This window comes from Methanobacterium petrolearium, assembly GCF_017873625.1.
In the GTDB taxonomy this organism is placed as follows: domain Archaea; phylum Methanobacteriota; class Methanobacteria; order Methanobacteriales; family Methanobacteriaceae; genus Methanobacterium; species Methanobacterium petrolearium.
Genome location: NZ_JAGGKL010000003.1, coordinates 198,012 through 223,781, shown reverse-complemented (window position 1 = coordinate 223,781; position 25,770 = coordinate 198,012). Strand labels below are relative to the sequence as shown.

Annotated in this window: 32 protein-coding genes and 2 tRNA genes; all 34 read left to right on the top strand. The window is 42.3% G+C overall.

Features of this window, described 5'->3' with window-relative positions:
* The first annotated feature begins 10 nt into the window (after positions 1 to 10).
* The 34 genes from J2743_RS04260 (at position 11) to J2743_RS04095 (ending at position 25,737) form a co-directional block, all read left to right on the top strand.
* Positions 11 to 580 (top strand): EMC3/TMCO1 family protein, encoded by a 570-nt coding sequence (locus J2743_RS04260; RefSeq protein ID WP_209625324.1) that lies wholly within the window; start codon positions 11 to 13, stop codon positions 578 to 580.
* Between the two features lie 136 nt (positions 581 to 716).
* On the top strand, positions 717 to 995 hold the full coding sequence (locus J2743_RS04255; protein ID WP_209625323.1) for a 50S ribosomal protein L34e: 279 nt from the start codon (positions 717 to 719) through the stop codon (positions 993 to 995).
* On the top strand, positions 996 to 1,526 hold the full coding sequence (gene cmk / locus J2743_RS04250; protein WP_209625322.1) for a (d)CMP kinase: 531 nt from the start codon (positions 996 to 998) through the stop codon (positions 1,524 to 1,526). It begins immediately after the preceding gene.
* Entirely contained in the window at positions 1,514 to 1,744 is a 231-nt protein-coding gene (locus J2743_RS04245; protein ID WP_209625321.1) for a 50S ribosomal protein L14e, read from the top strand. The genes cmk and J2743_RS04245 overlap by 13 nt, the downstream gene beginning before the upstream one ends.
* 66 nt (positions 1,745 to 1,810) lie before the next feature.
* On the top strand, positions 1,811 to 2,773 hold the full coding sequence (locus J2743_RS04240; protein ID WP_209625320.1) for an RNA-guided pseudouridylation complex pseudouridine synthase subunit Cbf5: 963 nt from the start codon (positions 1,811 to 1,813) through the stop codon (positions 2,771 to 2,773).
* A gap of 202 nt (positions 2,774 to 2,975) precedes the next feature.
* Positions 2,976 to 3,060 (top strand) — tRNA-Ser (locus tag J2743_RS04235).
* 272 nt (positions 3,061 to 3,332) lie between these two features.
* Positions 3,333 to 3,785, top strand: a complete 453-nt coding sequence (locus tag J2743_RS04230) for a 30S ribosomal protein S13 (RefSeq protein ID WP_209625319.1) — start codon at positions 3,333 to 3,335, stop codon at positions 3,783 to 3,785.
* 18 nt (positions 3,786 to 3,803) lie between these two features.
* On the top strand, positions 3,804 to 4,385 hold the full coding sequence (locus J2743_RS04225; RefSeq protein ID WP_209625318.1) for a 30S ribosomal protein S4: 582 nt from the start codon (positions 3,804 to 3,806) through the stop codon (positions 4,383 to 4,385).
* 9 nt (positions 4,386 to 4,394) lie between these two features.
* The gene (locus tag J2743_RS04220) at positions 4,395 to 4,793 is read left to right on the top strand and encodes a 30S ribosomal protein S11 (RefSeq protein ID WP_008514835.1); all 399 of its coding nucleotides are present in this window, start codon (positions 4,395 to 4,397) and stop codon (positions 4,791 to 4,793) included.
* A gap of 18 nt (positions 4,794 to 4,811) precedes the next feature.
* Positions 4,812 to 5,609: a DNA-directed RNA polymerase subunit D gene (locus tag J2743_RS04215; RefSeq protein ID WP_209625317.1), complete on the top strand. Its 798-nt coding sequence runs from the start codon at positions 4,812 to 4,814 to the stop codon at positions 5,607 to 5,609.
* A 2-nt stretch (positions 5,610 to 5,611) separates the two neighbouring features.
* The gene (locus J2743_RS04210) at positions 5,612 to 5,962 is read left to right on the top strand and encodes a 50S ribosomal protein L18e (protein ID WP_209625316.1); all 351 of its coding nucleotides are present in this window, start codon (positions 5,612 to 5,614) and stop codon (positions 5,960 to 5,962) included.
* Between the two features lie 11 nt (positions 5,963 to 5,973).
* Complete coding sequence (locus J2743_RS04205; protein WP_209625315.1) at positions 5,974 to 6,399, top strand: 50S ribosomal protein L13; 426 nt, start codon at positions 5,974 to 5,976, stop codon at positions 6,397 to 6,399.
* A 13-nt stretch (positions 6,400 to 6,412) separates the two neighbouring features.
* The gene (locus tag J2743_RS04200; protein ID WP_209625314.1) at positions 6,413 to 6,814 is read left to right on the top strand and encodes a 30S ribosomal protein S9; all 402 of its coding nucleotides are present in this window, start codon (positions 6,413 to 6,415) and stop codon (positions 6,812 to 6,814) included.
* Between the two features lie 65 nt (positions 6,815 to 6,879).
* Positions 6,880 to 7,047 (top strand): DNA-directed RNA polymerase subunit N, encoded by a 168-nt coding sequence (locus tag J2743_RS04195; protein ID WP_209625313.1) that lies wholly within the window; start codon positions 6,880 to 6,882, stop codon positions 7,045 to 7,047.
* Positions 7,047 to 7,218 (top strand) — tRNA-Gln (locus tag J2743_RS04190). The genes J2743_RS04195 and J2743_RS04190 overlap by 1 nt, the downstream gene beginning before the upstream one ends.
* Positions 7,219 to 7,308: 90 nt before the next feature.
* Positions 7,309 to 7,506, top strand: coding sequence for a DNA-directed RNA polymerase subunit K (locus tag J2743_RS04185; protein ID WP_209625312.1), 198 nt, complete (start codon positions 7,309 to 7,311; stop codon positions 7,504 to 7,506).
* A gap of 184 nt (positions 7,507 to 7,690) precedes the next feature.
* Positions 7,691 to 8,941, top strand: a complete 1,251-nt coding sequence (gene eno / locus J2743_RS04180; RefSeq protein WP_209625311.1) for a phosphopyruvate hydratase — start codon at positions 7,691 to 7,693, stop codon at positions 8,939 to 8,941.
* 132 nt (positions 8,942 to 9,073) lie between these two features.
* Positions 9,074 to 9,265, top strand: a complete 192-nt coding sequence (locus tag J2743_RS04175; protein WP_209625310.1) for a 4Fe-4S dicluster domain-containing protein — start codon at positions 9,074 to 9,076, stop codon at positions 9,263 to 9,265.
* A 136-nt stretch (positions 9,266 to 9,401) separates the two neighbouring features.
* Positions 9,402 to 9,998, top strand: a complete 597-nt coding sequence (rpsB, locus tag J2743_RS04170; RefSeq protein ID WP_209625309.1) for a 30S ribosomal protein S2 — start codon at positions 9,402 to 9,404, stop codon at positions 9,996 to 9,998.
* 291 nt (positions 9,999 to 10,289) lie between these two features.
* Entirely contained in the window at positions 10,290 to 11,129 is an 840-nt protein-coding gene (amrB, locus tag J2743_RS04165) for an AmmeMemoRadiSam system protein B (protein WP_209625308.1), read from the top strand.
* A 396-nt stretch (positions 11,130 to 11,525) separates the two neighbouring features.
* Complete coding sequence (gene mvk, locus J2743_RS04160; RefSeq protein ID WP_209625307.1) at positions 11,526 to 12,617, top strand: mevalonate kinase; 1,092 nt, start codon at positions 11,526 to 11,528, stop codon at positions 12,615 to 12,617.
* A 28-nt stretch (positions 12,618 to 12,645) separates the two neighbouring features.
* Positions 12,646 to 13,443, top strand: coding sequence for an isopentenyl phosphate kinase (locus tag J2743_RS04155; RefSeq protein WP_209625352.1), 798 nt, complete (start codon positions 12,646 to 12,648; stop codon positions 13,441 to 13,443).
* A 370-nt stretch (positions 13,444 to 13,813) separates the two neighbouring features.
* Positions 13,814 to 14,869: a type 2 isopentenyl-diphosphate Delta-isomerase gene (gene fni, locus J2743_RS04150; protein WP_209625306.1), complete on the top strand. Its 1,056-nt coding sequence runs from the start codon at positions 13,814 to 13,816 to the stop codon at positions 14,867 to 14,869.
* Entirely contained in the window at positions 14,866 to 16,215 is a 1,350-nt protein-coding gene (locus J2743_RS04145; RefSeq protein ID WP_209625305.1) for an RNase J family beta-CASP ribonuclease, read from the top strand. The genes fni and J2743_RS04145 overlap by 4 nt, the downstream gene beginning before the upstream one ends.
* On the top strand, positions 16,215 to 17,213 hold the full coding sequence (idsA, locus tag J2743_RS04140) for a short chain isoprenyl diphosphate synthase IdsA (protein ID WP_209625304.1): 999 nt from the start codon (positions 16,215 to 16,217) through the stop codon (positions 17,211 to 17,213). The genes J2743_RS04145 and idsA overlap by 1 nt, the downstream gene beginning before the upstream one ends.
* 139 nt (positions 17,214 to 17,352) lie before the next feature.
* A complete protein-coding gene (locus J2743_RS04135) occupies positions 17,353 to 19,032 on the top strand; it encodes a glutamate--tRNA ligase (RefSeq protein WP_209625303.1) in 1,680 nt (559 codons plus the stop codon).
* Positions 19,033 to 19,415: 383 nt separating this feature from the next.
* A complete protein-coding gene (locus J2743_RS04130) occupies positions 19,416 to 20,756 on the top strand; it encodes an ATP-binding protein (protein WP_209625302.1) in 1,341 nt (446 codons plus the stop codon).
* 303 nt (positions 20,757 to 21,059) lie between these two features.
* Positions 21,060 to 22,082: an adenylosuccinate synthetase gene (locus J2743_RS04125; protein ID WP_209625301.1), complete on the top strand. Its 1,023-nt coding sequence runs from the start codon at positions 21,060 to 21,062 to the stop codon at positions 22,080 to 22,082.
* 57 nt (positions 22,083 to 22,139) lie between these two features.
* Positions 22,140 to 22,436 (top strand): TIGR04076 family protein, encoded by a 297-nt coding sequence (locus J2743_RS04120; protein WP_209625300.1) that lies wholly within the window; start codon positions 22,140 to 22,142, stop codon positions 22,434 to 22,436.
* 236 nt (positions 22,437 to 22,672) lie between these two features.
* The gene (locus J2743_RS04115; protein WP_209625299.1) at positions 22,673 to 23,563 is read left to right on the top strand and encodes a DUF166 domain-containing protein; all 891 of its coding nucleotides are present in this window, start codon (positions 22,673 to 22,675) and stop codon (positions 23,561 to 23,563) included.
* 349 nt (positions 23,564 to 23,912) lie between these two features.
* A complete protein-coding gene (locus J2743_RS04110) occupies positions 23,913 to 24,092 on the top strand; it encodes a hypothetical protein (protein WP_209625298.1) in 180 nt (59 codons plus the stop codon).
* Complete coding sequence (locus tag J2743_RS04105) at positions 24,089 to 24,265, top strand: hypothetical protein (RefSeq protein ID WP_209625297.1); 177 nt, start codon at positions 24,089 to 24,091, stop codon at positions 24,263 to 24,265. Before J2743_RS04110 ends, J2743_RS04105 begins: the two co-directional genes overlap by 4 nt.
* Positions 24,266 to 24,402: 137 nt before the next feature.
* Positions 24,403 to 24,582 (top strand): MarR family transcriptional regulator, encoded by a 180-nt coding sequence (locus J2743_RS04100; protein ID WP_209625296.1) that lies wholly within the window; start codon positions 24,403 to 24,405, stop codon positions 24,580 to 24,582.
* 264 nt (positions 24,583 to 24,846) lie between these two features.
* A complete protein-coding gene (locus tag J2743_RS04095; protein ID WP_209625295.1) occupies positions 24,847 to 25,737 on the top strand; it encodes a DUF166 domain-containing protein in 891 nt (296 codons plus the stop codon).
* Positions 25,738 to 25,770: the final 33 nt, after the last annotated feature.

Sequence of the window (25,770 nt, the reverse complement as noted above, 5' to 3'; positions counted from 1 at the left end):
GGAAATTAATATGGCATTTGAATTCATAACCCAACCAGTATTTGCGGCACTGGACTTCGTGTTCATGCCACTGATCAATACATTTGGCCCCATGATTGGTGTGTTTGTGATATCCACCATTGTGGCGTTCTTCATAACCCTGGCCAACAAACTACTGGTTGACCAGGACAAACTGCAAGATTCACAGAAAAAAATGAAATCCTTCCAGCAGGAAATGATGGCAGCCCAGAAATCTGGTGATCCCAAGGCAATGGCCAAAGTACAAGAAAACCAGGCAGAGTTCATGAAAATGCAGCAGCAAATGATGATGAACTCTTTCAAACCAATGATCGTTACTTTTGTACCCATCATACTTGTTTTCTGGTGGATGGGACAGGAAACATTCATCAGCAAATTAGTGGTAGAATTACCTTCCTTCATATTCTACGTACTTCTGGTGCCAGTATTCCACACATTCTATCACCAGTCACCCGGAGTCCCCTACATGGCTATTGAATGGTTAGGATGGTACTTCCTATGTTCCTTTGCCATGTCCATGGTGTTCAGAAAGTTCATGGGACTTAAAAGTGGAGGAATCTAGACTGATGACCTGAATAGCTCAGATAGATTATTTCAATCAGGAATACGTTAATTCACATGAAACATTTACTACACGAAATTAATCTGATATTCACGAGATACAAATTAATTTAAACTCAAAGAGGAGAATAAGAAAAATGCCAGCATTAAGATACAGATCACGAACCTATAAAAGAACCTTCCGCAGGACTCCTGGAGGCAAAACAGTCCTCCACTACAAGAAGAAGAAACCTAAAAAGCACCATTGTGCTGAGTGTGGTAAACTTTTACACGGAGTTCCCAGGGGAAGACCTTACGAGATAGGAAAACTTTCCAAATCCCAAAAAAGACCTAACAGGCCATTTGGAGGTAACCTATGCCCTGAATGCACCCGCCGGTTCTTCAAAGAACAGGCCAGATCTGAGGCCAGATCCTAAATGATCATAACCATCGGTGGATTGGCTGGAAGTGGAACCAGCACAACCTCACACATCCTATCTGAAAAAACAGGAATACCCCTCATCTCAGCAGGGGACATCTTCCGACGGATGGCTCAAGAAAGAGGTATGGAAATACTGGAATTCAGCAAATTCGCCGAGGGAAACAACCAGATCGACCAGGAAATCGACCAAAGACAGGCTAAATTAGCGCACGAGGCTGATGATCTCATAGTGGAAGGCCGCCTTTCAGCATATTTTGTGGATGCTGATTTGAAGGTATGGTGCACTGCCCCCCTGGATGTCCGCACAGAGCGGATCAGTCAGCGGGAAAAAAAACCCACCCTACAGGCCAGAGAAGAGATCTTAACCCGTGAAGCTAGTGAAACCCAGCGGTACCAGGAAATACACCAGATAGACATTAAAAACATGGATGTCTATGACATTATAATTAACACTCACGCCTTTAAGGCTGATAGCGTCGCACAAATCATATTAAAAGTAACTGAGGTGATCAAATGCCAGCAATAGAAGTTGGAAGAATTTGTATGAAAATCTCCGGAAGAGAAGCCGGTGAAAAATGTGTAATAGTCGAGATCATAGATGATAAATTCGTAGAAATAGTAGGAAGCGCAGTTAAAAATCGCAGATGTAACATAAAACACCTGGAACCAACCCAACAGGTAATGGAAATACAGAACGAAGATCCAGAAGCCATTAAAAAGGACCTGGAAGCTGCCATCAGTTAAACCTGCCGAGTTTAACCAAAAACCAATACATTAAAATTCAAGGACCAGTTGAAGGTTCCCATCAACATGACAGAACTACTCCAAAAAGCCCAGGGGGAAACAGACCCCCATTATGGCTGTCCACCGGATGCACGATCCATGGAGGAGCATCTGTCTAAGGGAATAATCAACCTGGACAAACCCTCAGGACCAACATCCCATGAAATCGATTCATGGGTTAAAAGGATTTTAAAATCTGACAAAACTGGTCATGGGGGAACTCTGGATCCCAGGGTCACTGGCATCCTCCCAGTTGGAATAGACACTGCAACCAGGGCCATTCAACTACTCCTGGAAGCACCCAAAGAATACGTGTGTCTCATGCACCTCCATGAAGATGTGGGAGATACACAGGTGCAGAATATCCTGGAGGAATTCACTGGTAAAATATTCCAAACACCACCAATGCGTTCGGCTGTTAAAAGAGAACTCCGGGTACGTAACATATATTATGTTAACATCCTGGAAATAGATGGCCAGGACGCACTCTTCAGGATAGGCTGCGAAGCCGGTACATACATACGTAAATACTGTCATGATATAGGTGAAGCATTAGGTTGTGGAGCTCATATGGCAGAGCTTCGTAGAACCCGTGTGGGAGATTTTAATGAGGATGAAACTCTAAAAACCCTTCAGGACGTCAATGATGCCTACCATTACTGGAAGGAAGATGATGACCCGACACACCTACGTGAATGTGTCCAACCAATGGAGAAAGCTGCCAGCCACCTCAAAAAGATTGTGGTGCGCGATTCGGCAGTAGACGCCCTTTGCCATGGTGCAGACCTGGCAGCAGGGGGGATTCTCCAGTACTCTGAAGATATTAAAAAAAATGAAACACTAGCAGTAATGACTCTCAAAGGTGAACTGGTAGCAGCAGGCAAATCAATTGCCACCAGCCATGAAATTGAACGGGCAGAGAAAGGTATTATGGTAGATATAAAAAAGGTTTTTATGGAACCTGGAACATATCCCATGATGTGGAAGTAAAAAAAAATCTACTATTTACCTGAAACTCCCACCAACTGGTCTGCAAAATATTCACTGTTAAATAACATGAGAAGATTTAGCCATTCATAACTGAATATTTAACCAAATAACATAATAGATAATTAGACATAATTGAGTATTTAATCAAATAACATAATTAGACATAATTGAGTATTTAATCAAACCGAATAGTTAATCTTATGCCGGGATAGTCTAGCCTGGTAAGGCGCAAGACTGGAAATCTTGTGGAGCTTTGCTCCGCCTGGGTTCAAATCCCAGTCCCGGCGTTCACCAAACCCCTTAAATAAAACCATTTAGGGGGATGTGTAAATAATAATAGCGGATAATAAATGAAAATCAAACTAATTGAATCATAATTGAATGATTTGTAGAAAAAATCAAATTAATGATTTTAAAAATCGTAAAATCAATTAAGAAATCAATTAAAAAAGAGTGAGTTGAGCAAAAGTTTCAGACCATCCTAACAGATGGGGACTGATGATCCGCGCAAAAAACTCTCAAACAAAAATAAACATGGATATAAATGGAGGAAACCTCGATGGAAGAAGATTTCAAACACATGGTTCGGATCGCCCGTAAAGACGTAGACGGGAACAAGACCATTGTCAACGCCATAACCGATATAAGAGGAGTGGGCAAGGCATTATCTGGTGCACTGTGCACTATTTTGGACTTAGATCCCAACCAAAAAATAGGATACTTACATGATGAAGATGTTCTACGATTAGAAGAAGCTGTTCGTAATCCCCAGAAATGTAACATCCCCCAGTGGATGCTCAACCGTAGAAATGACTATGAAACTGGAGAAACCACTCACCTCATAGAATCAGACCTGTTAATGCGCTTAAGGGATGATCTCAACAGGATGAAGAAAACCCGAAGCTACAAAGGCAGAAGACACGAAGTGGGACTGCCTGTAAGGGGTCAGAGAACCAAATCCACCTTCAGAAAAGGCGGTTCAGTTGGAGTTAGAAGGAGAAGAAGAGGATAAACCTGAGGAGAAGATAACATGGGACATCCACGAAAGGCAAGAAAAAAATATGATACACCTTCACACCCCTGGAATGCAGACCGCATAAAACAGGAAAACAAATTAACCCAGAAATACGGCTTGAAAAACAAGAAAGAAATATGGAAAGCCGAAACTATGGTTAAAAGGTACAGGAGAGATGCCAGGGAATTATTAGGTATGAGTAGTGAGGACAATGCACAGGAAAGACAGCAACTCCTGGGTCGCCTCATCCGATACGGAATATTACCTGAAACAGCCAAACTGGAAGATGTTTTAGATCTCACAGTGGAAGATGTTCTACGCCGAAGACTACAGACCGTAGTTCACAAGAAAGGATTAGCATACACTGCCAAGGAAGCCAGAGTATTCGTGGTCCATGGTCACATAGCCATGAACAACAAAAAGGTCAATTCACCCAGTTACTTGGTAAGAAAAGGAGAAGAAGAACAGGTTGGATACTACCCTGGTTCAGCAGTCATAAAACTTAAAATCCCTGAAAATCCTAAAAAAGAAAAACCTAAAAAGGAAAGACCAAAAAGGGACTCATACCGAGGAAGAGGAAGGAGAAAAAGAAGATAAGGTGATAACATGGCAGAAAAAGCGAAAGAAAAATGGGGAGTAGCCAATGTATACTCATCCTTCAACAACACCATCATCACCATTACCGATGTTACCGGAGCAGAAACCATCAGCCAATGGTCTGGTGGGAAGGTAGTCCGAGCCGACAGACAGGAATCGTCACCATTCGCAGCAATGGAAGCAGCAAGTCGAGCAGCAGATGATGTTAAAGAAAAAGGAATTGTAGGACTACACATCAAAGTACGAGCCCCTGGAGGAAACGGACCACGCTCACCTGGACCTGGAGCACAGGCAACCATCCGAGCACTGGCCCGTGCAGGAATCAAAATCGGAAAAATTGAAGATGTAACACCCATCCCCCACGATGGTACAGGAAGACCAGGTGGTAAAAGGGGTAGAAGGGTTTAAAAACGTGATGTGTCTTGTATGGAGATAGAAATTAAAAACAGGGATGATAACCAGCTAACCTTCATCATTGAAGGAGCAGACATTAGTCTGGTTAATGCCCTGCGCAGGATTTCCATGGTGGAAGTGCCCACCATGGCCATTGAAACCGTGGAGATCTTAAAAAACGATGCAAGAATATTCGACGAAGCATTAGCCCACAGACTGGGACTGGTACCACTCACCACCGACGCAGAATCACTGGTACTTCCAGCCGATTGTGACTGTGATGATCACTGCCCCCGCTGTAGCGTATCCCTGGTACTGAAGGGCAAAGGACCAAAAACATTATACTCAGGGGACCTTAAATCAGAAGATCCCAATCTTAAACCAGTATTAGACACCATTCCACTCGTCAAACTCAAAGAAGGAGAAGAAGTGGAAGCAGAAGCAATAGCCCAGTTAGGGGTGGGAGCAGAACACGCTAAATGGCAGCCCACCACCAGTTGCGCTTACAAATACTATCCACAGATCACCATTGACGCTGATAAATGTGAAGCATGCCTTAACTGTGTGGAAGAATGCCCCAGATCAGTCTTAGAATACGATGAAAAGAAGAAAACCATAAAAGTAGTTGACCTGGAAAACTGTTCACTATGCCGCACATGCATGAAAGACTGCCAGAACGACGCCATCACCGTAGATGTGACTGAAGGGAAATTCATATTCCATATTGAAACAGACGGTTCACTATCTCCAACAGAAGTACTATCACGCGCATCCGACATATTAGCAGGGAAAGCTGATAAAATCATTACCTTCAAAGAAGGAGGAAGTTAACAATGAAAACTAACCCCCAAATTAACCAACTCATAAATATCCTCAAAGAAAAAGCCTACCAGGAACAGGTACCTCTCTGGAAGGACCTGGCACGCAGGCTGGAAAGACCCACCCGCAGACAGGCTGAGGTCAATATTTCCAGAATAAACCGACACACCAGTGATGATGAAACAGTGCTGGTGCCAGGAAAAGTCCTGGGAAGCGGAGCACTGGACCACAAGGTTCAAGTAGCAGCACTGGACTTCTCCCAAACAGCTGTGGAGAAAATTTTAAGTGCAGGTGGAAAATGCCTGGACATCACCCACTTAGTGGAAGAAAATCCACAGGGAAGCAAAATAAAAATTATTGAATAAAGGTGTTACAGATGATCGTAGACGGAGAAGGACTCGTTCTAGGAAGACTGGCCAGCACAGTCAGTAAAAAACTCTTAGCAGGGGAACGGGTGACAGTTTTGAATGCAGAAAAGATTATAATATCTGGTAACAGGGACTGGGCCTACGCAAAATACAAACAAAGAGTAGACAGGGCCAGTATATCTAACCCCCGCCGAATGGGGCCAAAATATCCACGCCGACCAGATGACATATTCCGAAGAACAGTAAGGGGAATGCTACCCCACAAACAACACAAAGGAAGAGAAGCCCTAAAAGGCCTCCGTGTTCATGTAGGAATCCCCCAAGAATTTGAAAAAGAAGAAATTAATGAAATAAAAGAAGCCCAGCCTAAGAACATCTCCAAATCAGTGGAACTAGGAAAAATATCCAAACTACTGGGAGCAAAGTTCGAATAAAGGAAGTGTAACTATGAAAAAAGTTATTCATACCAGTGGAAAAAGAAAAACAGCCATAGCTAGGGGTAGATTCAGGGAAGGCGAAGGCAGGATACGTATAAACAAACAACCAGTAGAACTGTACGACCCAGAACTGGCTCAACTCAAGATCAAAGAACCAATCACCCTGGCCGGAGAATTAATAAACAAAGTAGACATTGATGTCAAAGTCATTGGTGGCGGAGTAATGGGACAGGCAGAAGCCGCCCGTATGGTCATAGCCAAAGGACTGGTACAGTGGACTGGTGACCTGGAACTTAAAGAAAAGTTCAACCAATACGACCGTACCATGTTGGTAGGAGACCCCCGCCGATCAGAACCCAAAAAATATGGTGGTCCCGGAGCCCGAGCCCGCAAACAGAAAAGTTACCGATAAATTAATTACCCCATATTTTTATATTTAATTTATAAAATGAAAATATACAGTAAAAAGAGGAGAACATGATTCCTGTAAGATGTTTGAGCTGTGGGAAGGTAGTATCAGCTTACTTTGAAGATTACCAGAAAAGAGTTGAAAATGGAGAGGATCCTAAAGCGGTCCTGGATGATCTGGGAATCACCAAATACTGTTGCCGGAGAATGTTCATAGCCCACGTAGAAGTATGGTAGGGGCCGTAGGGTAGCATGGTCCATCCTCCCAGCCATTGAAAGAAGTTTCCAGATATAATGATCTTCTCAAATTAAGAAGAATTGTTAACACAGGATAATTTCTTACAACTGGAACGGGGATGGTCAAACACCGGAATGCTGGCAACCCGAGTTCAAATCTCGGCGGCCCCACTACTTATCACCTAATTACAAAACATGATGAAATTCCATTTAAATTAAGGATTATTTCACTCATACATAAAAAAAGAGGAGAAAAAAGCCATGGCAAGTAAAAAATTTACCCGTTTTGAAAGGGCCAGAATAATAGGAGCCCGAGCATTACAACTTTCCATGGGAGCAAAACCAATGGTGGATGTAACCCCTGATTTGGACCCCATAGACATCGCCACCATGGAACTTAAAAAAAATGTACTCCCATTGGATGTACGACCCCTGGAAACACATGAAAAGGCAATATAAAATGGGTATCACGTGAAAATCCATAATAAAATGAGGTTCATGTGAAAAGCCATAATAAAATGGGAAAATAATCAAAAAGGGTTAAATGATCAAAACAACCCCCAATTTTTACCAGAATATAAGATCATACTATGATAAAAAAACCTAAAAAACCACTATTTTTTATTTCGTGAGGTGTTTTTTAATGGATAGCGTTATTGAAGACATCCGGGTTAGAAAAATTTTAGATAGCAGAGGAAACCCCACACTGGAAGTGGATGTAATCACCTGGAACGGATTTGGAAGAGCAGCCGCACCCAGCGGAGCCAGCACTGGATCCCGTGAAGTGGTAGCATTCCCCACAGGAGGGGTGGATAGCATCATTGAAGAAGTAGAGGACATAATATCTGCAGAACTCATTGGAATGGATGCTGAAGATCTTCAAGAGATCGATATGGTACTGAAGGAAATAGATGGCACTGAAAATCTGTCCGCCATTGGTGGGAACACCACCGTGGCTGTATCCATGGCAGTGGCCAAAGCCGCAGCATCATCATACAACCTCCCCCTGTACAGATTCCTGGGGGGTAACATGCCCTGTCAACTACCATTCCCACTGGGAAACATGATAAACGGAGGAGCACACGCAGGTAAAAACGCACCAGATATACAAGAATTTCTGGTTCTGCCTGTAGGCGCCACCAACATCACTGAAGCCGTGTTCACCAACACTGCAGTGCACCGTAGGATAAGGGAAAAAATAGCAGAAAAAGACTCACTCTTCACCGGTGGAAAAGGAGATGAAGGAGGATGGGCACCCAACCTCACCAACCAGGAAGCACTGGAAATCCAAACATCATCCTGTGAAGAAATCAGCAATGAAACTGGAGTACTGGTCAAACCCTGCCTGGACATGGCAGCCAGCGAATTCTGGGACACAGAACAGGAAAAATATGTCTATAGCAAAGAAGGAGTCCAGAGAGACACTGGTGAACAAGTAGATTATGTTAATGAAATAATTGACACTTATGGTATGTTTTTCGTGGAAGACCCTATCCGAGAAGGAGACTTCCAGGGATTTGCCGATATAACCCAAAAATCAGGTCAAAAATGCCTGATATGTGGGGATGATATTTTCGTTACCAACGCAAGTATACTGGATGAAGGAATCAAAAAAGGTGCAGGTAATGCCATAATTATCAAACCCAACCAGATCGGAACCTTAAGTGATACTTACGCCACAGTTAACCTGGCAAGGACCAACAAATACGTTCCAGTGGTATCCCATCGTTCAGGTGAAACCACTGATGAGACCATAGCCCACCTGGCAGTGGCATGGATGAGCCCCATCATAAAAACCGGGGCCCTGGGTGGGGAAAGAATAGCCAAACTCAACGAACTCATACGCATAGAAGAAGAGATGAGCAATCCGAAAATGGCAGATCTCAAATGGTAGGGATTTGTAAATAAAAAACAGTATTTTTTAAGTAATAAATGCTCATCAACTCTAAAGTGATGTTTAAATTAGAATACAATTGTTAAACGAAATTATAGGATTACAAATTCGAATTTAAAAGGAGAATATTAAATGGTTAAAATAACTATCGACCACGATGCATGTGAAGGAGCAGACTGCGCAGAATGTGTGGATGTATGCCCTATGGAAGTATTGATCTTGGATGGAGACAAAATCGTCATCCAAAATAAGGAAGACTGCAGCTTATGCGAAGTCTGTATGGATGTCTGTCCCAACGAAGCAGTGAAGGTTGAAGAAGACTAAGAAAGATTCTTATTAACTTGGGGAAGATAAAATAAGAATTTTCACAGAAGATATAAGAAGAATTCCCATTTAAAAATTAAAAATCCCCTAAACCATATCAAAAATATTTTATAAACTAAATTAGAAGGTGATAACTTTGTCAGAATTACTAATCCCATTGGACAAATACTTAGCAGCAGGTTTACACATAGGCACACAACAGAAAACCAAAGACATGGAACGGTACATCTACCGGGTACGAGCAGACGGACTATACGTATTGGATGTTAGGAAGACAAACGACCGAATCATATCTTCGGCAAAATTCCTGGCCAAATTCGAACCAGAAGACATATTAGCAGTGTCAACCCGACAATACGGTCAAACACCTGTACGCAGGTTTGGAGAAATAACTGGGGCACGTACAATCCCTGGAAGATTCATACCAGGAACCCTAACCAATCCAAACTATGCAAAATTCATGGAACCAGAAGTGTTAATGGTAACCGACCCCAGAAGCGATTCACAGGCAATAATCGAAGCCAAACAGATTGGAATTCCAGTAGTTGCACTTTGTGATACTGAAAACCTCCTGGGCAACGTGGATATTGTGATACCTGTTAACAACAAGGGAAGAAAAGCAATAGCATTAGTTTACTGGTTAATGGCCCGACAGATACTCAGACAAAGAGAAGTCATTGGACCTGAAGATGATCTGGACATTCTTCCAGCAGACTTTGAACTCAAAATATAAAAAACTAAACCTCAGAACACATTCTAAAAAAAAGGTCATATGGGGGATAACCCCATATTAGACAGTCAAAAAAGTAAGTCAAAAATTCTTAAGTCAGTAAATGATTTAAGCATGAAAGGGATTTTTGTAAACCTGTTAAGTTCGAATTTCTTAAAAACATTTAGAAACCTTAGAATGTTCAATTGAGGGATTTTCAGTTATCATCAAATCCAAAAACCATTTTCTTGATCTTATATTTTAAAAAATGAGATAATGGACGCGTCCATTGTCAGAAAAAAGGGGGAATTTGTAATGATCAGAAAACCTGCAGTTGCTGGATACTTTTATGAATCCGATGAAGATGCACTGAAAAATAGAATCAAATGGTGTTATACTCATAAAGTTGGCCCTGGTAGAATTCCAGGCGACATTGGAAACAAAAGGAGTATTAAGGGATTAATCGCACCCCATGCCGGCTACCAGTACTCAGGGCCAGTGGCTGCACATTCCTATCTGGAACTTGCTGAAGATGGCATGCCTGAGACAGTAGTAATCCTGTGCCCCAACCACACTGGCATGGGATCAGGACTCTCCACCATGACTGAAGGATCCTGGTTAACTCCCCTGGGAGAAGTGGAAATAGATAGCCAACTGGCCAGGCAATTGGTAGAGAATTATCCATTATTGGATGATGATCCGTCAGCCCATGCCAGAGAACACAGCTGTGAAGTGCAACTGCCTTTCCTACAGGAACTGGGTGCAAATTTCAAGTTGGTTCCCATCTGTATGATGATGCAGGATCTTGAAACCTCCAGGGAACTGGGCTTGGTGATAGCTGAAACAGCTGCCAAGTTAGAACGTGACATGGTGATAATAGCTAGCACAGATTTCACCCATCAAATGCCCCAGGAAGTTGCCAAAGCACAGGATGCGAAAGTCCTTGATGCCATAGCCTCACTTGATGAAGAAAAGATGATAAATAGGATAATTGAATATAATGTGACCATGTGTGGATACGGGCCAGTGGCAACAACTATGGTCGCCTCAAAGGCCATGGGTGCCAACAATGCCCATATCCTTAAATACGCCACCAGCGGAGATGCCAGTGGAGACTACACCTCTGTGGTTGGATACGGATCTGCAGTATTCTGATAAAAACATCCGGTCATCTCATGAAAACCCTTAAAAACTCATTGAAAACCGTTAAAAAAAGTGGATAAACGGACTAAACATTCTTAAAACTAAACATTCTTAAAAATTAGGTGAACAAATTAAATGTTCTTAAAAAGAGAATTAAGGACATAAACGTTCATAAAAATCTGGATAAGCACACAAAACACTCATAAAGATAGATGTAAGTACATAATCATAATCATAGAACTTTTAACCATGAATTGAAATGTTAAAGGTTTATCTGGGACCGTATAACTGTATTGAAATAAAAAAATCCAGTATTAACATAACCGGATTTAATTTAAACAACTGGTTTAATCTGTTAATCTAATTAGATCAGGATAAAGGATTTAACCAGGTCAGGAGTCCAATTTAATGAAAGTCAGTGCATCTGCACCAGGTAAGACCATTCTTTTCGGAGAACATGCAGTGGTCTATGGAAAACCAGCCATTGCAGTCGCCGTTGACAGAAGAGCCAAAGTAACCATTCAGGAAGGAACAGATAATAATATAACGGTTAAAATTCCTGAACTGGATGTTTACGGTGCTATTGATATTGATAACCAGCAAATAAGCCATTTAAATCAGGATGGTGTTTTTGATCTATCAAAAGATCTCCAAAATAATGTAGATTTATCAAAAGATCTCCAAGATAATTTAGATCTATCAAAAAATCATGACAATACTTCTGATCCATCAAATAATCCACTTAAACCATCCTCATATGATGCAGGAATCCTGAAATACATCCAGAAAGCTCTCTTCAACTTTGCACCGGACCATGGTCTGGATGTGCATGTTGATCTGGAAATACCCATAGGGGGTGGATTGGGATCATCAGCAGCTGTAACTGTTGCCACCCTGGCAGCAGCAGCACGCTACAACCACCAGGAAATCACCCGAGAAACACTGGCCAAAATGGCTCACCAGGCAGAACTGGAAGTTCAGGGGGCTGCCAGTCCACTGGACACTACGGTATCAACCTACGGAGGATTTATCTACTTCACCCATAATAGGGGAGCAGAGAAGATGAAACCAGCCATGAAAATGCCCCTGGTAGTGGGTTACACTAAAAACCCAGGTAACACTGGTTTGCTGGTGGCAGGAGTCCGCAAACTCCATGATAAACACCCTCAGATTGTAAAACCAATACTGGATACCATGGAAAACTTAACCAACCAGGCCAAACAAGCCATCCTCCAGGGAGAAGAAAAACAAATAGGCGAACTCATGAACATTAACCAGGGATTCCTTGATGCCCTGGGTGTTAACACACTGGAATTATCCAATCTCATATACCACGCACGCAATGCCGGGGCCACAGGTTCCAAGATAACCGGAGCTGGTGGAGGTGGCAGCATAATAGCATACTGCCCTGGAAAAACAGATGAAGTCTTAAAAGAACTCAAATCATTTGATAAAGCTTTCCAGGTGGACATATCCTCAGAAGGAGTGACATTTCAATGATCATACTAATAATCAGGGATGTGGTAAAATAATAATCCTCAAACTGGGTGGGAGTGTAATCACTCGAAAAGATAAGAACAAACCCACCCTGGACCCAGTGAACCTGGACCGCATAGCCCAGGAAATAGCCAATGCCAATGTGAAGCAGCTGATCATAGTCCATGGAGCTGGCAGTTTCGGCCACCCCTATGCCAGTAAATTTGAGATAGGCTCCGAAATCAATGGTAGAACGGAATTTTTCCGTAAAAAAAGAGGATTCACCCTAACCCAAAATGCGGTTGGAAACTTAAACCACTACGTGTGTAACTTCTTACTGAAACACGGAATTCCAGCCATAGCAGTACCACCTTCATCTTTCATGATAAGTGAAAATAAACGGATAAAAACCGCTAACCTGACAATGGTGAAAAGATACCTGGAAATGGGAATGGTACCAGTTTTACACGGTGATGTGATACCTGATGATAATCAAAAAATCAGGATGGCAGTGGTATCTGGGGACCAGATAATCACCTACCTGGCAGAGAAATTAAAACCTGAACGGATCATCCTGGGTTCAGATGTGGATGGTATATACAACTGTGATCCTAAGGGTCACGGTGATGCTCAGCTCCTCCCTGTGGTGAAATCCCTGGAAGATCTGGAATTTCTGGAAGGAGCCCGTACCGTGGACGTTACCGGTGGAATGGCAGGGAAACTAAAGGAACTTATACACCTGGCAGAAATGGGAATTGAATCAGAAATAATCAATGCAAGTTGCCCAAAAGTTGTGGAAAATGCTCTTAAAGGTGAAAAAGTCAAAGGAACCATTATCACCCCACAATAACTTAAAAACAATAGAATAACTACATTAAAACCAATCAAAAATTATAATCAAAAATTATCGTCACAAATTCAAGATTAATCAAATAAAAAATCAAATAAAAAATTCAGAAATTATAACCAACTAGTAGGAATAAAAAAGAATTTGAATATTACAATCGATTTACACTCATAAGATGATTTGGATATCATAATCAATTCATATGTATTAGAGGATTTGGATATCATAATCAATTCATATGTATTAGAGGATTTGGATATCATAATCGATTTACACGCATAAAATGATTTGGATATATAACCATTCATACGCATAAAAATGGAAATCATTAAAAAATAGTTAAACATGAAATTTAGATGAAAAGGAAGAGATCATGATTTCAGATAGAAAATTAGAGCATTTGCTCTTATGTACCCATAGCGATGTGGAGTACCACAAAAAAACAGGATTTAATGATGTGGAATTAGTCCACAAAGCAATTCCTGAAGTGAATCAGGAAGAAATAGATTTATCAACATCCTTATTTGGTAAAAAAATGGATGCACCCATTATAATAACTGCTATTACAGGAGGACACCCTGCTTCCACGGATGTTAACCGTAAATTGGCTCGTTCAGCACAGAAACTCAACATAGGGATGGGGTTGGGAAGCCAGAGGGCAGCAGTAGAAAATCCCCAACTGGAATCCACCTATACTGTAGCACGCAAAGAAGCACCTGATGCTCTTTTAATAGGGAACATCGGAGCTCCTCAAATGGAACAAGCCCCACAGGCTGCGGAGATGATGGAATTGGATGCCATGGCAGTGCATTTGAATACATTACAGGAAGCCATCCAACCAGAAGGAGACTTAAACACCATAGGTTATATTAAAAAACTCCAGAAAGCAGTGAAGAGTATAGATTTACCGGTTATGGTGAAGGAAACCGGGGCAGGAATCAGTGGCAACGACGCCCAGATACTGGAAAAAAGTGGAGTTGCTGCAATAGATGTTGCCGGAGCCGGGGGAACCAGCTGGGCAGCAGTGGAAAAATACCGCTCACCAGATAAAGACATGGGGGATGTGTACTGGGACTGGGGCATACCCACCGCCGCCAGCACTGTAGAAGTCTCACAATCTGTAAACATACCAATAATAGCCTCTGGGGGAATAAGAAACGGATTAGATGCTGTTAAATCATTAGCCCTCGGGGCTGATGCAATAGGAATGGCATTACCAGTTCTCAAAGCATCATATTTAGGCAAAAAAGCTCTCCTAAAATTCTTTGAAAAATTCCTGGCAGAGATGAAGGTGGCCATGTTCCTGGTGGGGGCAAACAACCTGGAAGATTTAACCAAAGCCGATTTGGTCATCACTGGAAAAACCCGGGAATGGCTCACAGAAAGGGGATATGAAACGAAAATTTACGCCAGGAGGTCTGCATTATGAGTGTGGAAGTCATCGCCATAGGAGGATACGAAGAAGTGGGCAAAAACATGTCCGCAGTCAAAGTCGGAGAGGATGTGGTGATCTTTGACATGGGAATCAACCTGGATCGGGTTAATATTCACGAAGACACTGACATAGCCCGAATGCACAGCTTGGACCTCATAAAACGAGGAGTCATACCAGATGACACCCTGATGAAGGAAGTAGATGGAAAGGTAAGGGCCATAGTATTCACCCATGGACATCTGGACCATATTGGTGCAGTGGCTAAACTGGCCCACAGATATGAAGCACCGCTTATAGGGACACCATACACCCTGGCACTGGTGGAAAACAGCATAAAACAGGAAAGGAAATTCGAAGTATCCAACCCCCTCCAAGTGTTAAACGCAGGAGAGAAAATGCAGATTTCCCCGGATATAACCCTGGAATTCGTGCACACCACTCACAGTATACCCCAGGCAGTTAATGCAGTACTGCACACACCAGAAGGTATCATAGTATATGCTCTTGACTTCAAATTCGACAACCATCAGATGATCAGCCCACCACCAGATTACCAGCGCCTCAGAGAGTTGGGAAAACAGGGAGTGCTGGCACTCATTGTGGAAACCACCAGAATGACCGAGAAACAGCAGGAGAAAACCCATTCTGAGAAGGTGGCCAGGATAGTTCTGGAAGATATCATGCGGGACATTCTACCTGCCAAGGAAGGATTACTGGTCACCACCTTCAGCAGCCATATTGAACGTATACAGGCCATCTGTAACATTGCCCAGGAAAGTGACAGGAAGATCATGTTACTGGGAAGATCAATGGAACGTTTTGGGAGTATGGCAGAAAAAATTGGCATACTGGATCTTCCCAAAGGAGCCAGTATCTATGGAAGCCCCAAATCAGTTAACCGGGCACTGGCACGGGCTGAAGAAAATCGTTCCGACTACCTGCTGGTAACCACCGGACACCAGGGAGAACCCGATGCACTTCTGCCCAGAATTGCCAGTGGCAGAACCCAGTTCAACGTGGCCCAGGGGGACAACATAGTTATCAGTGCACCTATAATACCAAACCCCACCAACGTTGCCAACAGGAATGTTATGGAACGTCGGTTGAAGGATAGTGGCGCACGTATATTCACCAATGCCCATGTATCTGGCCATGCTGGTCGGGAAGACCATCGTGATTTCATACGCATGCTCCAACCACAACACATCATACCTGCCCACGGTGACCTGGAAATGCTGGCAGCATACACCGAATTAGCTGAGGAAGAGGGATATAAAATGGGTAATGACATTCATGTACTTAGAAATGGACAGGCACAGGTTTTCAATGGAGGAATTTAATGGAAACAAAACTGGAAGTAACCGAGATCCTCAAAAGATACTCTGCAGATATTGACCAGGAAATAACCACGGCTCTGGAAACAGTGGACCCAGAAGCCTTGCTCCAGGCATCTGAACATTTGGTTAAGGCAGGCGGTAAGAAACTCAGACCAGCACTGGCAGTTTTAAGTGCAGAAGCAGTTGGGGGTAATGTTCAATGTGCCCTTAAAACTGGAGCTGCCGTGGAATTAATCCACACCTTCAGCCTGATTCATGATGATATAATGGATCAGGATGATAAAAGAAGGGGAAAACCATCAGTCCATGTTTTATGGGGTGAGCCAATGGCAATATTAGCAGGAGACACACTCTTCTCCAAGGCCTTTGAAACAGTGATGAAGAGTGAAGAAGATGATGTAGCTGCGGAAAAAATATTACCTGCCTTGCAAACTGTAGTGGACAGTTGTGTGGAGATATGTGAAGGTCAGGCACTGGACATGGGATTTGCAGAACGCCTGGATGTTAGTGAAAGTGAATATTTAATGATGATCTTCAAAAAAACTGCTGCACTCATTGCTGCTGCCACCAAATCAGGTGCCATATTAGGTGGAGGAACACCAGAACAGGTTGAAGCTCTGGCAGAATACGGGCGACTTATTGGAATGGCATTCCAGATACAGGATGACTACCTGGATGTGGCCAGCAGTGAAGAAGATCTGGGCAAACCAGTGGGCAGTGACATAGTCGAGGGAAAGATGACCCTCCTGGTGGTGCATGCACTCTCCCAGGCAGAAGAAACAGACAAGGAAAGACTCATAACCATTCTGAAAGAAGAAGGTGACCAGAACGTTTCTGAAGCAGTGGATATACTGGAAAAATATGGTTCCATACAATACGCATGGAATGTGGCCCAGGAAGATGTGAACCAGGCCAAAAAAGTCCTTGACATCCTTGATGACAGTCCAGCTAAAGATGCTCTCTTGTTACTTGCAGACTTTGTACTGGAGCGCATCAATTAGAATTGGATATTAAGGATTGGATATTGAAAATTGGATTAGAATCCGATGTTATAATACTGGGATGAAAATTATAAATTAGATGTCAAATATTGTTTAGATCTTTGATTCATTTATGGAGTGTTTTTGTTAAGGGATTATCATGGATAAACTCAAAAAACTCATCAAAAAACAGGCATTGATTAATGCAACCAACCACGGAGGTCAGGCTCAGCCAGGGGCAGTGATGGGAATGATCATGGGCAACCATCCTGAATACCGGAAACAGGCAGGAGAAGTATCCAAATTAGCCTCCCAAATTGTCGGAGAAATTAACAACATGTCTCCAGAAGTCCAGAAACAGGAACTTGATAAACTGGGTGGGTATGTGGAGAAGAAGAAAACTGAAAAAGTTAACAGACTCGCTGATCTGCCAGATGCAGATGGTGAGGTGGTGCTGCGTTTTGCACCAAATCCATCAGGTCCCCTCCATATAGGACATGCACGGGCAGCAATTTTAAATCAGGAATACAGGAAACGATACGGTGGTAAGCTAATCTTAAGGGTTGAAGACACAGACCCACGCCGGGTGGATCCTGAAGCCTACCAGATGATACCCGAAGACCTGAAGTGGATGCAGGTTGAATGGGATGAGGAGATCATCCAATCTGACAGAATGGATATCTACTATCAACATGCCGAGGAACTCATCCGCAGGGGAGGGGCTTACATGTGCACCTGCCCAGGAGATGTGTTTAAGGAACTGAAAGACGCATCTAAATCATGCCCCCACAGGGATGCAACAGTGGAGGAGAATTTAAAACTCTGGGAAGAAATGCCTGAGACTGGTGAGGGAGAAATGGTTCTCAGGGTAAAAACCGATATCCAGCATAAAAATCCTGCCATTCGTGACTGGGTGGCTATGCGGGTGGTGGAAGACACACACCCACGTGTAGGTTCCAAGTATCGTGTTTATCCCATGATGAACTTCTCAGTGGCAGTGGATGACCACCTGTGTGGTGTGACCCACGTACTCAGGGGTAAGGATCACCTGGCCAACAGTGAAAAACAGGAATACCTCTACAACCACATGGACTGGGGAGTACCTCAATTCATACACTACGGACGATTGAAAATGGAGGATATTCTACTTTCCACATCCAAGGCAAAGCAGGGTATAGAAGATGGTACATACAGTGGATGGGATGATCCCCGACTGGGCACCATACGTGCCATTGCCAAGAGAGGTATACAGGCCGAAGCCATCAGGAAGCTGATGATGGAGATCGGAGTGAAAATAGCCGACTCCACAGTAAGTTGGAAGAAGATTTACGGACTTAACCGCGGATTCCTGGAAGATAAGGCCAACCGTTACTTCATGGTAGCCAATCCTTGGCTGGTGCAGGTTAAAAACGTTCCTGGATCTTTACTGGGAATTGTTAAGCGACCATTACACCCCGACCATCCAGATAGGGGGATGCGTGAACTGGAATTTGATAGCCAAGTTTACCTTGACCGGGAAGACATACCTTCCAGTTCAAATAAAGTGTTGCGACTTATGGATGCAGTTAATATCACATTCCAGGATGGAGAGGCACATTACCACAGTGAAGGAATAGATGAAGCCCGCAAAGCCAAAGCCAAGATCGTGCAATGGGTACCCTTAAATGGAGTTGTAGTGATTGAGGTGGTAATGCCAGATGCCACAGTGGTCACTGGATATGCCGAGCACTCTATTTCACAAGTCAAAGTTGAAGATGTGGTCCAACTGGAAAGAGTAGGATTTGCCAGGTTAGACCAGATAAATGGCCACATACCACGTTTTTATTACGCCCATAAATAGGGATGTAATGGTTAAATCCCACACAATTCCTTTTTTTTAACCAAAGTTCTCTTTTAAATCATTTCCTTCTTATTAATTTAAATACTAATTTTTTCCTAGTTTATCTGGATTTTTAATTCTTCTATTTTATTAGCTATTGAGATTTTCACCACTTGATTTTCCTCTATTTTGGACTTTGTAACTTTTACTTCCTTACTTGAATGGTTAATGTAATTATATCCTAGGGTTGGTTTAAAAAAAATCATTATTGTGAAAATTGTCACCAAAGTAGGAGTAAATCCTTTTGTTTCTGTGACGTCAAGTTATAACTGCCAAAAATTCCCTACTCACATAATAACATATGGAATGTCAATTTAATATTAACTCCTCCAGAGGAAGTATAAATGGAATATTATCATGACGATAAAATGCAAAAACTTTTCCAGGTCCTGGAAGAGCCCAAAACATTGGATGAAATAGATCTGTCCAGTTCATTTATCCAGAATCTCCTTTTGAAGATCATAAACACTTATGGAAACATTGCAGTTCAGCAAATGCATGAAATAACAGGTTTGCATGTGGATCTCCTTGAACAATGCCTGAAACCAATGGAAAAAGATGATTTGATAGCCCAAACTGGTGGTGGATTCCTGTTTGCCAGTGTGGATTACACCATTAAAAAACACGGCCACCAGAAGGCAGTTAAATTAACCGAAGAAAACCCATACATAGGAACCGCCCCAGTAACCTATGATGAATACTTCAAAATCATGGAAGTCCAGTTGAAGGGTAGATACCCTATGAAAATACCTCTGGAGATAACCAAAAAAGCATTTCATGACGTGGTAGGTATGGAATACCCTAAGAAGGTTCTAACTGAAGCTGCAATTGGGGGTAAAGGTTTCTTCATTTACGGACCACCTGGTACAGGCAAAACATTCCTCACCAGTAAAATGTCGGAATTACTACCACCAATAATCATGCCCCGCTACGTTGAATTCAGTGGGAACATAATACAGATGTTCGACCCGGATTTCCACAAGTTACGACCAGAACAACCCGGAGATGTTAGATGGGTTAAGATATTTGCACCATTTGTCTTCACTGGATCAGAACTCAGCACTGAGAAAATGGAAACATTGTACAACCCCAATAAGGGAGTTTTTGAAACATCACCAATTATAAAAGCCAACGGAGGAGTGCTGTTACTGGATGATCTGGGAAGGCAAAAAGAAGATCCTAATGTTATTTTAAACAGGATGATCGTTCCACTGGAGAATAAGAAGGATGTCATCTATGTTAAGGGAGCACCGGTAATAGTGCACACTCATTTCATCCCGGCATTATCCACCAACCTGGAAATCACCATTATAGATGAGGCCCACCTTCGCCGGGCACCTTTACATGTGTTCCTGGAAGTTCCCAGTTCTGACGAGATCGTTGAAGTATTCAAACGTAATTTAGATGTGTTAAAAGAAGATTATGGTAATGAAGTCCTGGAACGTTTCCGAAGAGTGTACATTCCACAACTGGATGGTGGGGAAAGTTTAAAACCAACCTTTGCCCATGCCCGTGACATAGCTCAGATAGCACAGGCCATCCGCATCCGTAGGGGTGAAGAAAAGATGACAGTGGAAATATTAGAAGAGGCACTGGACCAGCACATCTTAGTATCCATGCAGCGTGAATACACCCCAGAACTATTTGACAGGATCATAAACCAGGGGAGTAATCCTCATCATTAAAGTCTCATCACCAAAGTAATTCCTAGAAGTAAGGTAATTTTTAATATCAGTAGAGTAATCCCTTTAATATCAGTAGAGTAATCCCTGATACTAATTGGTTTGTAACACTCTTTTTGCAGAATTTACACCAAAATCCCATCTAACAACAAATAGCGAAAAGGGGGCAATATCATTATTAACGGTTGGAAATCCAGTTAAAATTAGATTGGAGGATTATAATCTATTCTTACAGGTTTGGGAAAATCTTTTTAACAAGCAACCTCCAATATAAGAGAGGTTAAAATCACAAAGAGGAATGATCACATGACATGCAACATACTTGTAGGTGGAGGCTGGGGCGATGAAGGTAAGGGTAAGTGTATTACTTACCTGTGCTACCACGATGAGCCGGAAATCATTGCCAGGGCAGGAGTTGGACCCAACGCAGGTCACTCAGTGGAGTTCAACGGAGAAAAGTACGGGCTGAGAATGATACCATCAGGTTTCGTTCACACCGGAGCAAGACTACTCATAGGTGCAGGTGTCCTGGTGGACCCCGAGGTCTTCCACTACGAACTGGACTACCTGAATAAATACAATGTTAAACAAAGAACCTTTGCTGACTACCGCTGTGCCATAATCGAAGAAGAACACAAACAACAGGACAAAGCCTCTGACCATCTGTACAAAAAAATTGGGAGCACCGGAACCGGATGCGGACCAGCTAACCGTGACCGGGCCCTTCGAACCGTTAAACAGGCTCAGGACATGGAATCCATGGAAGGATTCACCACCGACGTACCACTGGAAGTGAACACCGCCCTGGATGAGGGAAAAGACGTGTTCATTGAAGGATCACAGGGATTCGGATTATCACTCTACTATGGGACTTACCCCTTTGTCACCAGTAAGGACACCACTGCCAGCAGCATGTCAGCTGATGTGGGTGTGGGACCCACCCGTATTGATGATGTTATTGTTGTTTTCAAATCATACATAACCCGTGTAGGTGAAGGACCATTCCCATCTGAGATGCAACCTGAAGAAGCTGAAAAAATGGGACTTGAAGAATTCGGAACCGTTACTGGTAGAAAAAGACGAATAGGACTCTTCGACATGGAAATGGCCAAGGAGTCATGTATGATAAACGGTGCCACCCAGATAGCACTAACCTGTGTAGACAGATTATACCCCTCCTGTGAGAGGGTAACTGAATACTCAGATCTTTCCGGGGAAATTAAACGCTTTGTGGAAGAAATTGAAGATGCAACCAAGGTACCAGTGACCATTATAAGCACAGGACCTGACCTGAAGGACACCATTGACCTCAGGGAAGAACTCATCTAAACTATTTTTTTTAGTTTATCTTTTTTTTAAAAATTTGTTTAAAGTGGAGAATGAAAGATGCTGGAGATAACTGTCCATGAAATAAGAGGGCACTGCCCCGTATATAACGAGGGTGACTGCATGGTCTTCGATGATCCAAAGATAGTTCTGGATAAAACCGATGCTGTGTGTACTCATGCCCTATCCACCATCCTACATTACACCACCATCCTGGAACATAACTGGATCCCATTAACATTGGGATTAACCAGGGAAGGTGATGAAGATCATGCCTACCTACAATGTGTGGACCCCGGAGAACCCTACACAGATGGAGGAACAGTTATTTTCCGTTGCAGGAAAACAGATAAGTAATGGGTAAAACAGATATTTATTTAAAAGTAAGCGGTTCTATCAGGAGTGATTCCTTCAAAATTGAATAAATATCGTAGAGTGACTCTTTCATGATTGAATAAATATATTGTAGAGTGACTCTTTCATGATTGAATAAATCTTCTGTAGAGTGACTCTTTCATGATTGAATAAATCTTCTGCAACCAAATAAACCGCAATTACATAAAAGTACCATTATCTGGATGGGGGCGGAGAAAATGAGGATCTACATTTTAAGCTCCGGTAAATATGGTAGCAGGGTGACAAATAACCTTGCAGAACATGGCATGGCCAGTAACATTGTGGGAATGGAAGAATTCCCCCAAGATCTACCTCTTTTTATTGATGAATTTCAGGAATACATCCCCCAAAGTTTACCACCAGCTGATCTGATTCTGGCAGTGGGTCTTTCCGGGGACATAAACATGATAGTCCCGGAAGTAACTCGTAGGACTGGTGCTAAATCTGCAATAATACCCATCTATGGGCCTGAACAGATGCCACCAGGCCTGCAACAGGAAATCACGGAATCAGCTCCCGATATAAGAATAGTATTCCCCAAACCCTTCTGTTCACTGGAAGCGGTGGGCGATGCACCTATAGATGAATTTGCCAGCCATTTTGGCAAACCAGTCCTGTACATCAAATCAGATAAGTTCATAAAAAAGGTTGAAGTTTTAAGAGGTGCTCCCTGTGGCTCCACCAATTACATTGCCAGGGGCCTGTGGAGCATGCCAGAAGAAGAAGCAGAAATCCAGGCAACCCAGAAACTACACAACTATCCATGTAATGCCAGCACCGACACCGACCCATCAGTGGGTGACACCAGCATGCACCTGGCTAGCTACCAGATAAAAGAAGCAGTTAAAAGGGCATTGGGTTTTGCTACAAAATCAGCAGTGGTGGATCCGGAAATCTGCAACCTGAATAAGTGCCAGGAGGAATGTGTCAAAAACTGCCCCCAGGTACTGATCGGGCTGGATACCATAACTCTTGATGAGGATGGTCAGGTAGTGATTGACCCTGCAACCTGTGGATACTGCGAAATATGCATCAAAGAATGTCCCTTAAATGCCATCAATATTGAAAATGGAAGGTTCGAGTTGTAGTGAATTTCTGGGATTGTAGTTAACTCAAGAGGGATGTAATGTGAATGTTAAAGAAGGATTAGAAATGTTGAAAAGTTACCATTCAAAGTCAGGATTAGAAATGTTGAAAAGTTACCATTCAAAATCAAAATTAATCCTGTCAGATAAATGTCAATGTTTATATATTGTTAACTATATATGACCAAAACCTGACTTCACCATCATCAATTAAAAAAATCCAAAAGCAGTAGGCACTAAACTCACACCAAGAGAAAACGAAGAGATACAAAATTTAATTGATGCTGGAATATACCTCAATTTCTCTGATTTTATAAGAGAAGCTATCAGGGATAAACTCAAGGCGATAAAGGTGATCAAAATTCGCAAAATCGATTACGACACCGCTAAAAAAGAAATTTTAGGTTATTATAAAAATTATTCTGAAAGCTATGATTATGAAGTTGCAGATGATCTTGAATTAGATTATGAATTTGTTTGCCAAGTTCTTAATGAATTAGAACAAGAAGGAAGTTTGGGATTGGTTGAATGAGTACATATACTGAGGAAGGAACCATTATAAAAGGTGCTAAAATAGTAGGTGAAGCAAGGAAGATCACGGATCCAATAACAATAGCCAAAACTGGCAGGCATAAATCACAAAGAATTGTTCTAAAGGATAATGTAATGTGTCGCATAGCTAGAAAATATAGATTCATTAAATGATCAATAAAATTGAGTACCCATTACTATTTTCATTATAAACCCAATCTAACACACTAATTTGGAGCACATACTCCAAATTAACAGAATAGTTACTACAATAAAATATTATAGAAGAATAATAGAAACAGGTGATCCCAATGGATGACAAAGAAAAAGTAATTAAGGCTTTCCAAGACTCTGAAGAACCTTTAAACGCCACTAAAGTCAGCCAGATATCTGGTGTGGATAAAAAAGAAGTTGACAAGATCATGAAAGAACTTAAAAAAGACGAAACCATCATTTCACCAAAAAGGTGCTACTGGGCCTTGAAAAAGTAAAATAGGGGTAAAACGTTAGTAGAACCCCACTAAAAATTCATTTTTTTTAAAAACTGATGTGTCGGGCTGTTTTTTAACCAACATTTCTTTTTTTAACCAACATTGTACACTTTCTGACCAACATTATGGGACTGTTTATAAACAGTTATCTATCAGGACAATATCAACGAATTTATTAAGGACTTTAAATTAAGGACTAATTATTGGTGTATTATAATATTTTTCTAACTGAATTATGTTACAAACTATGATGGGATGAGTACTATGAAACTTTACATAATAAGTTCAGGGAAGTATGGGAGTCGTATTGTCAACAGTCTGGCAGAAATGGGACTGGCCAGTAGCATGGTGGGTTTAGAAGAACTCCCTGAAGACCTGCCAGAGTTCATTGATGACTTTTCCAGCCACCTGCCTAAACACATACCCCCGGCAGACTTGATACTGGCAGTGGGCCTATACGGTGATATTAACATGGTGGTACCTTTAATCGCCCAAAAAAGCGGTGCTAAATCTGTTATAATACCAATCCATGACCCTAAACAGGTTCCACCAGGTTTGCAGATGGAAATTGAAGAATCTGCCCCTGATGTTAAGATAGTATTTCCCAAACCATTCTGTTCACTGGAACCAGTGGGTGACCAGTTCATAGACCAATTTGCCAGCCAGTTCGGGAAACCATTACTGGAAATAGAGTCTGATGGCCTGGTAAAGAAGGTTAAAGTTATAAGGACGGCTCCCTGTGGCAGTACCCGTTACATAGCAGAGAATATTGAGGGTTTTCCTGCAGAAGAAGCCGAACTGGAGGCAGGTAACAAGTTACATAACTATCCCTGCAATGCCAGCATGACCACGGATCCAGTGGTGGGAGACACCATACTCCACCTGGCAGGATACCAGACCAAGGAGGCAGTTAAAAGGGCTCTGGGTTTTGCAACGCGATCTGCAGTGGTGGATCATGAGACCTGTGAGGCAGATGAATGTCAACACGAATGCATCAAACACTGCCCCCAGGTGCAGATAGGATTGAATACTGTGACCCTAAATGAGAACCAGCAGGCAGTTATTGACCCTGCCAGCTGTGGCTACTGTGAGATATGTATCAATGAATGTCCCTATGGTTCCATAGAGATGGAAGAGAAGAAATTCCCATTATAACAAGACAACCTATTACTACAAGAAGTTTTATAA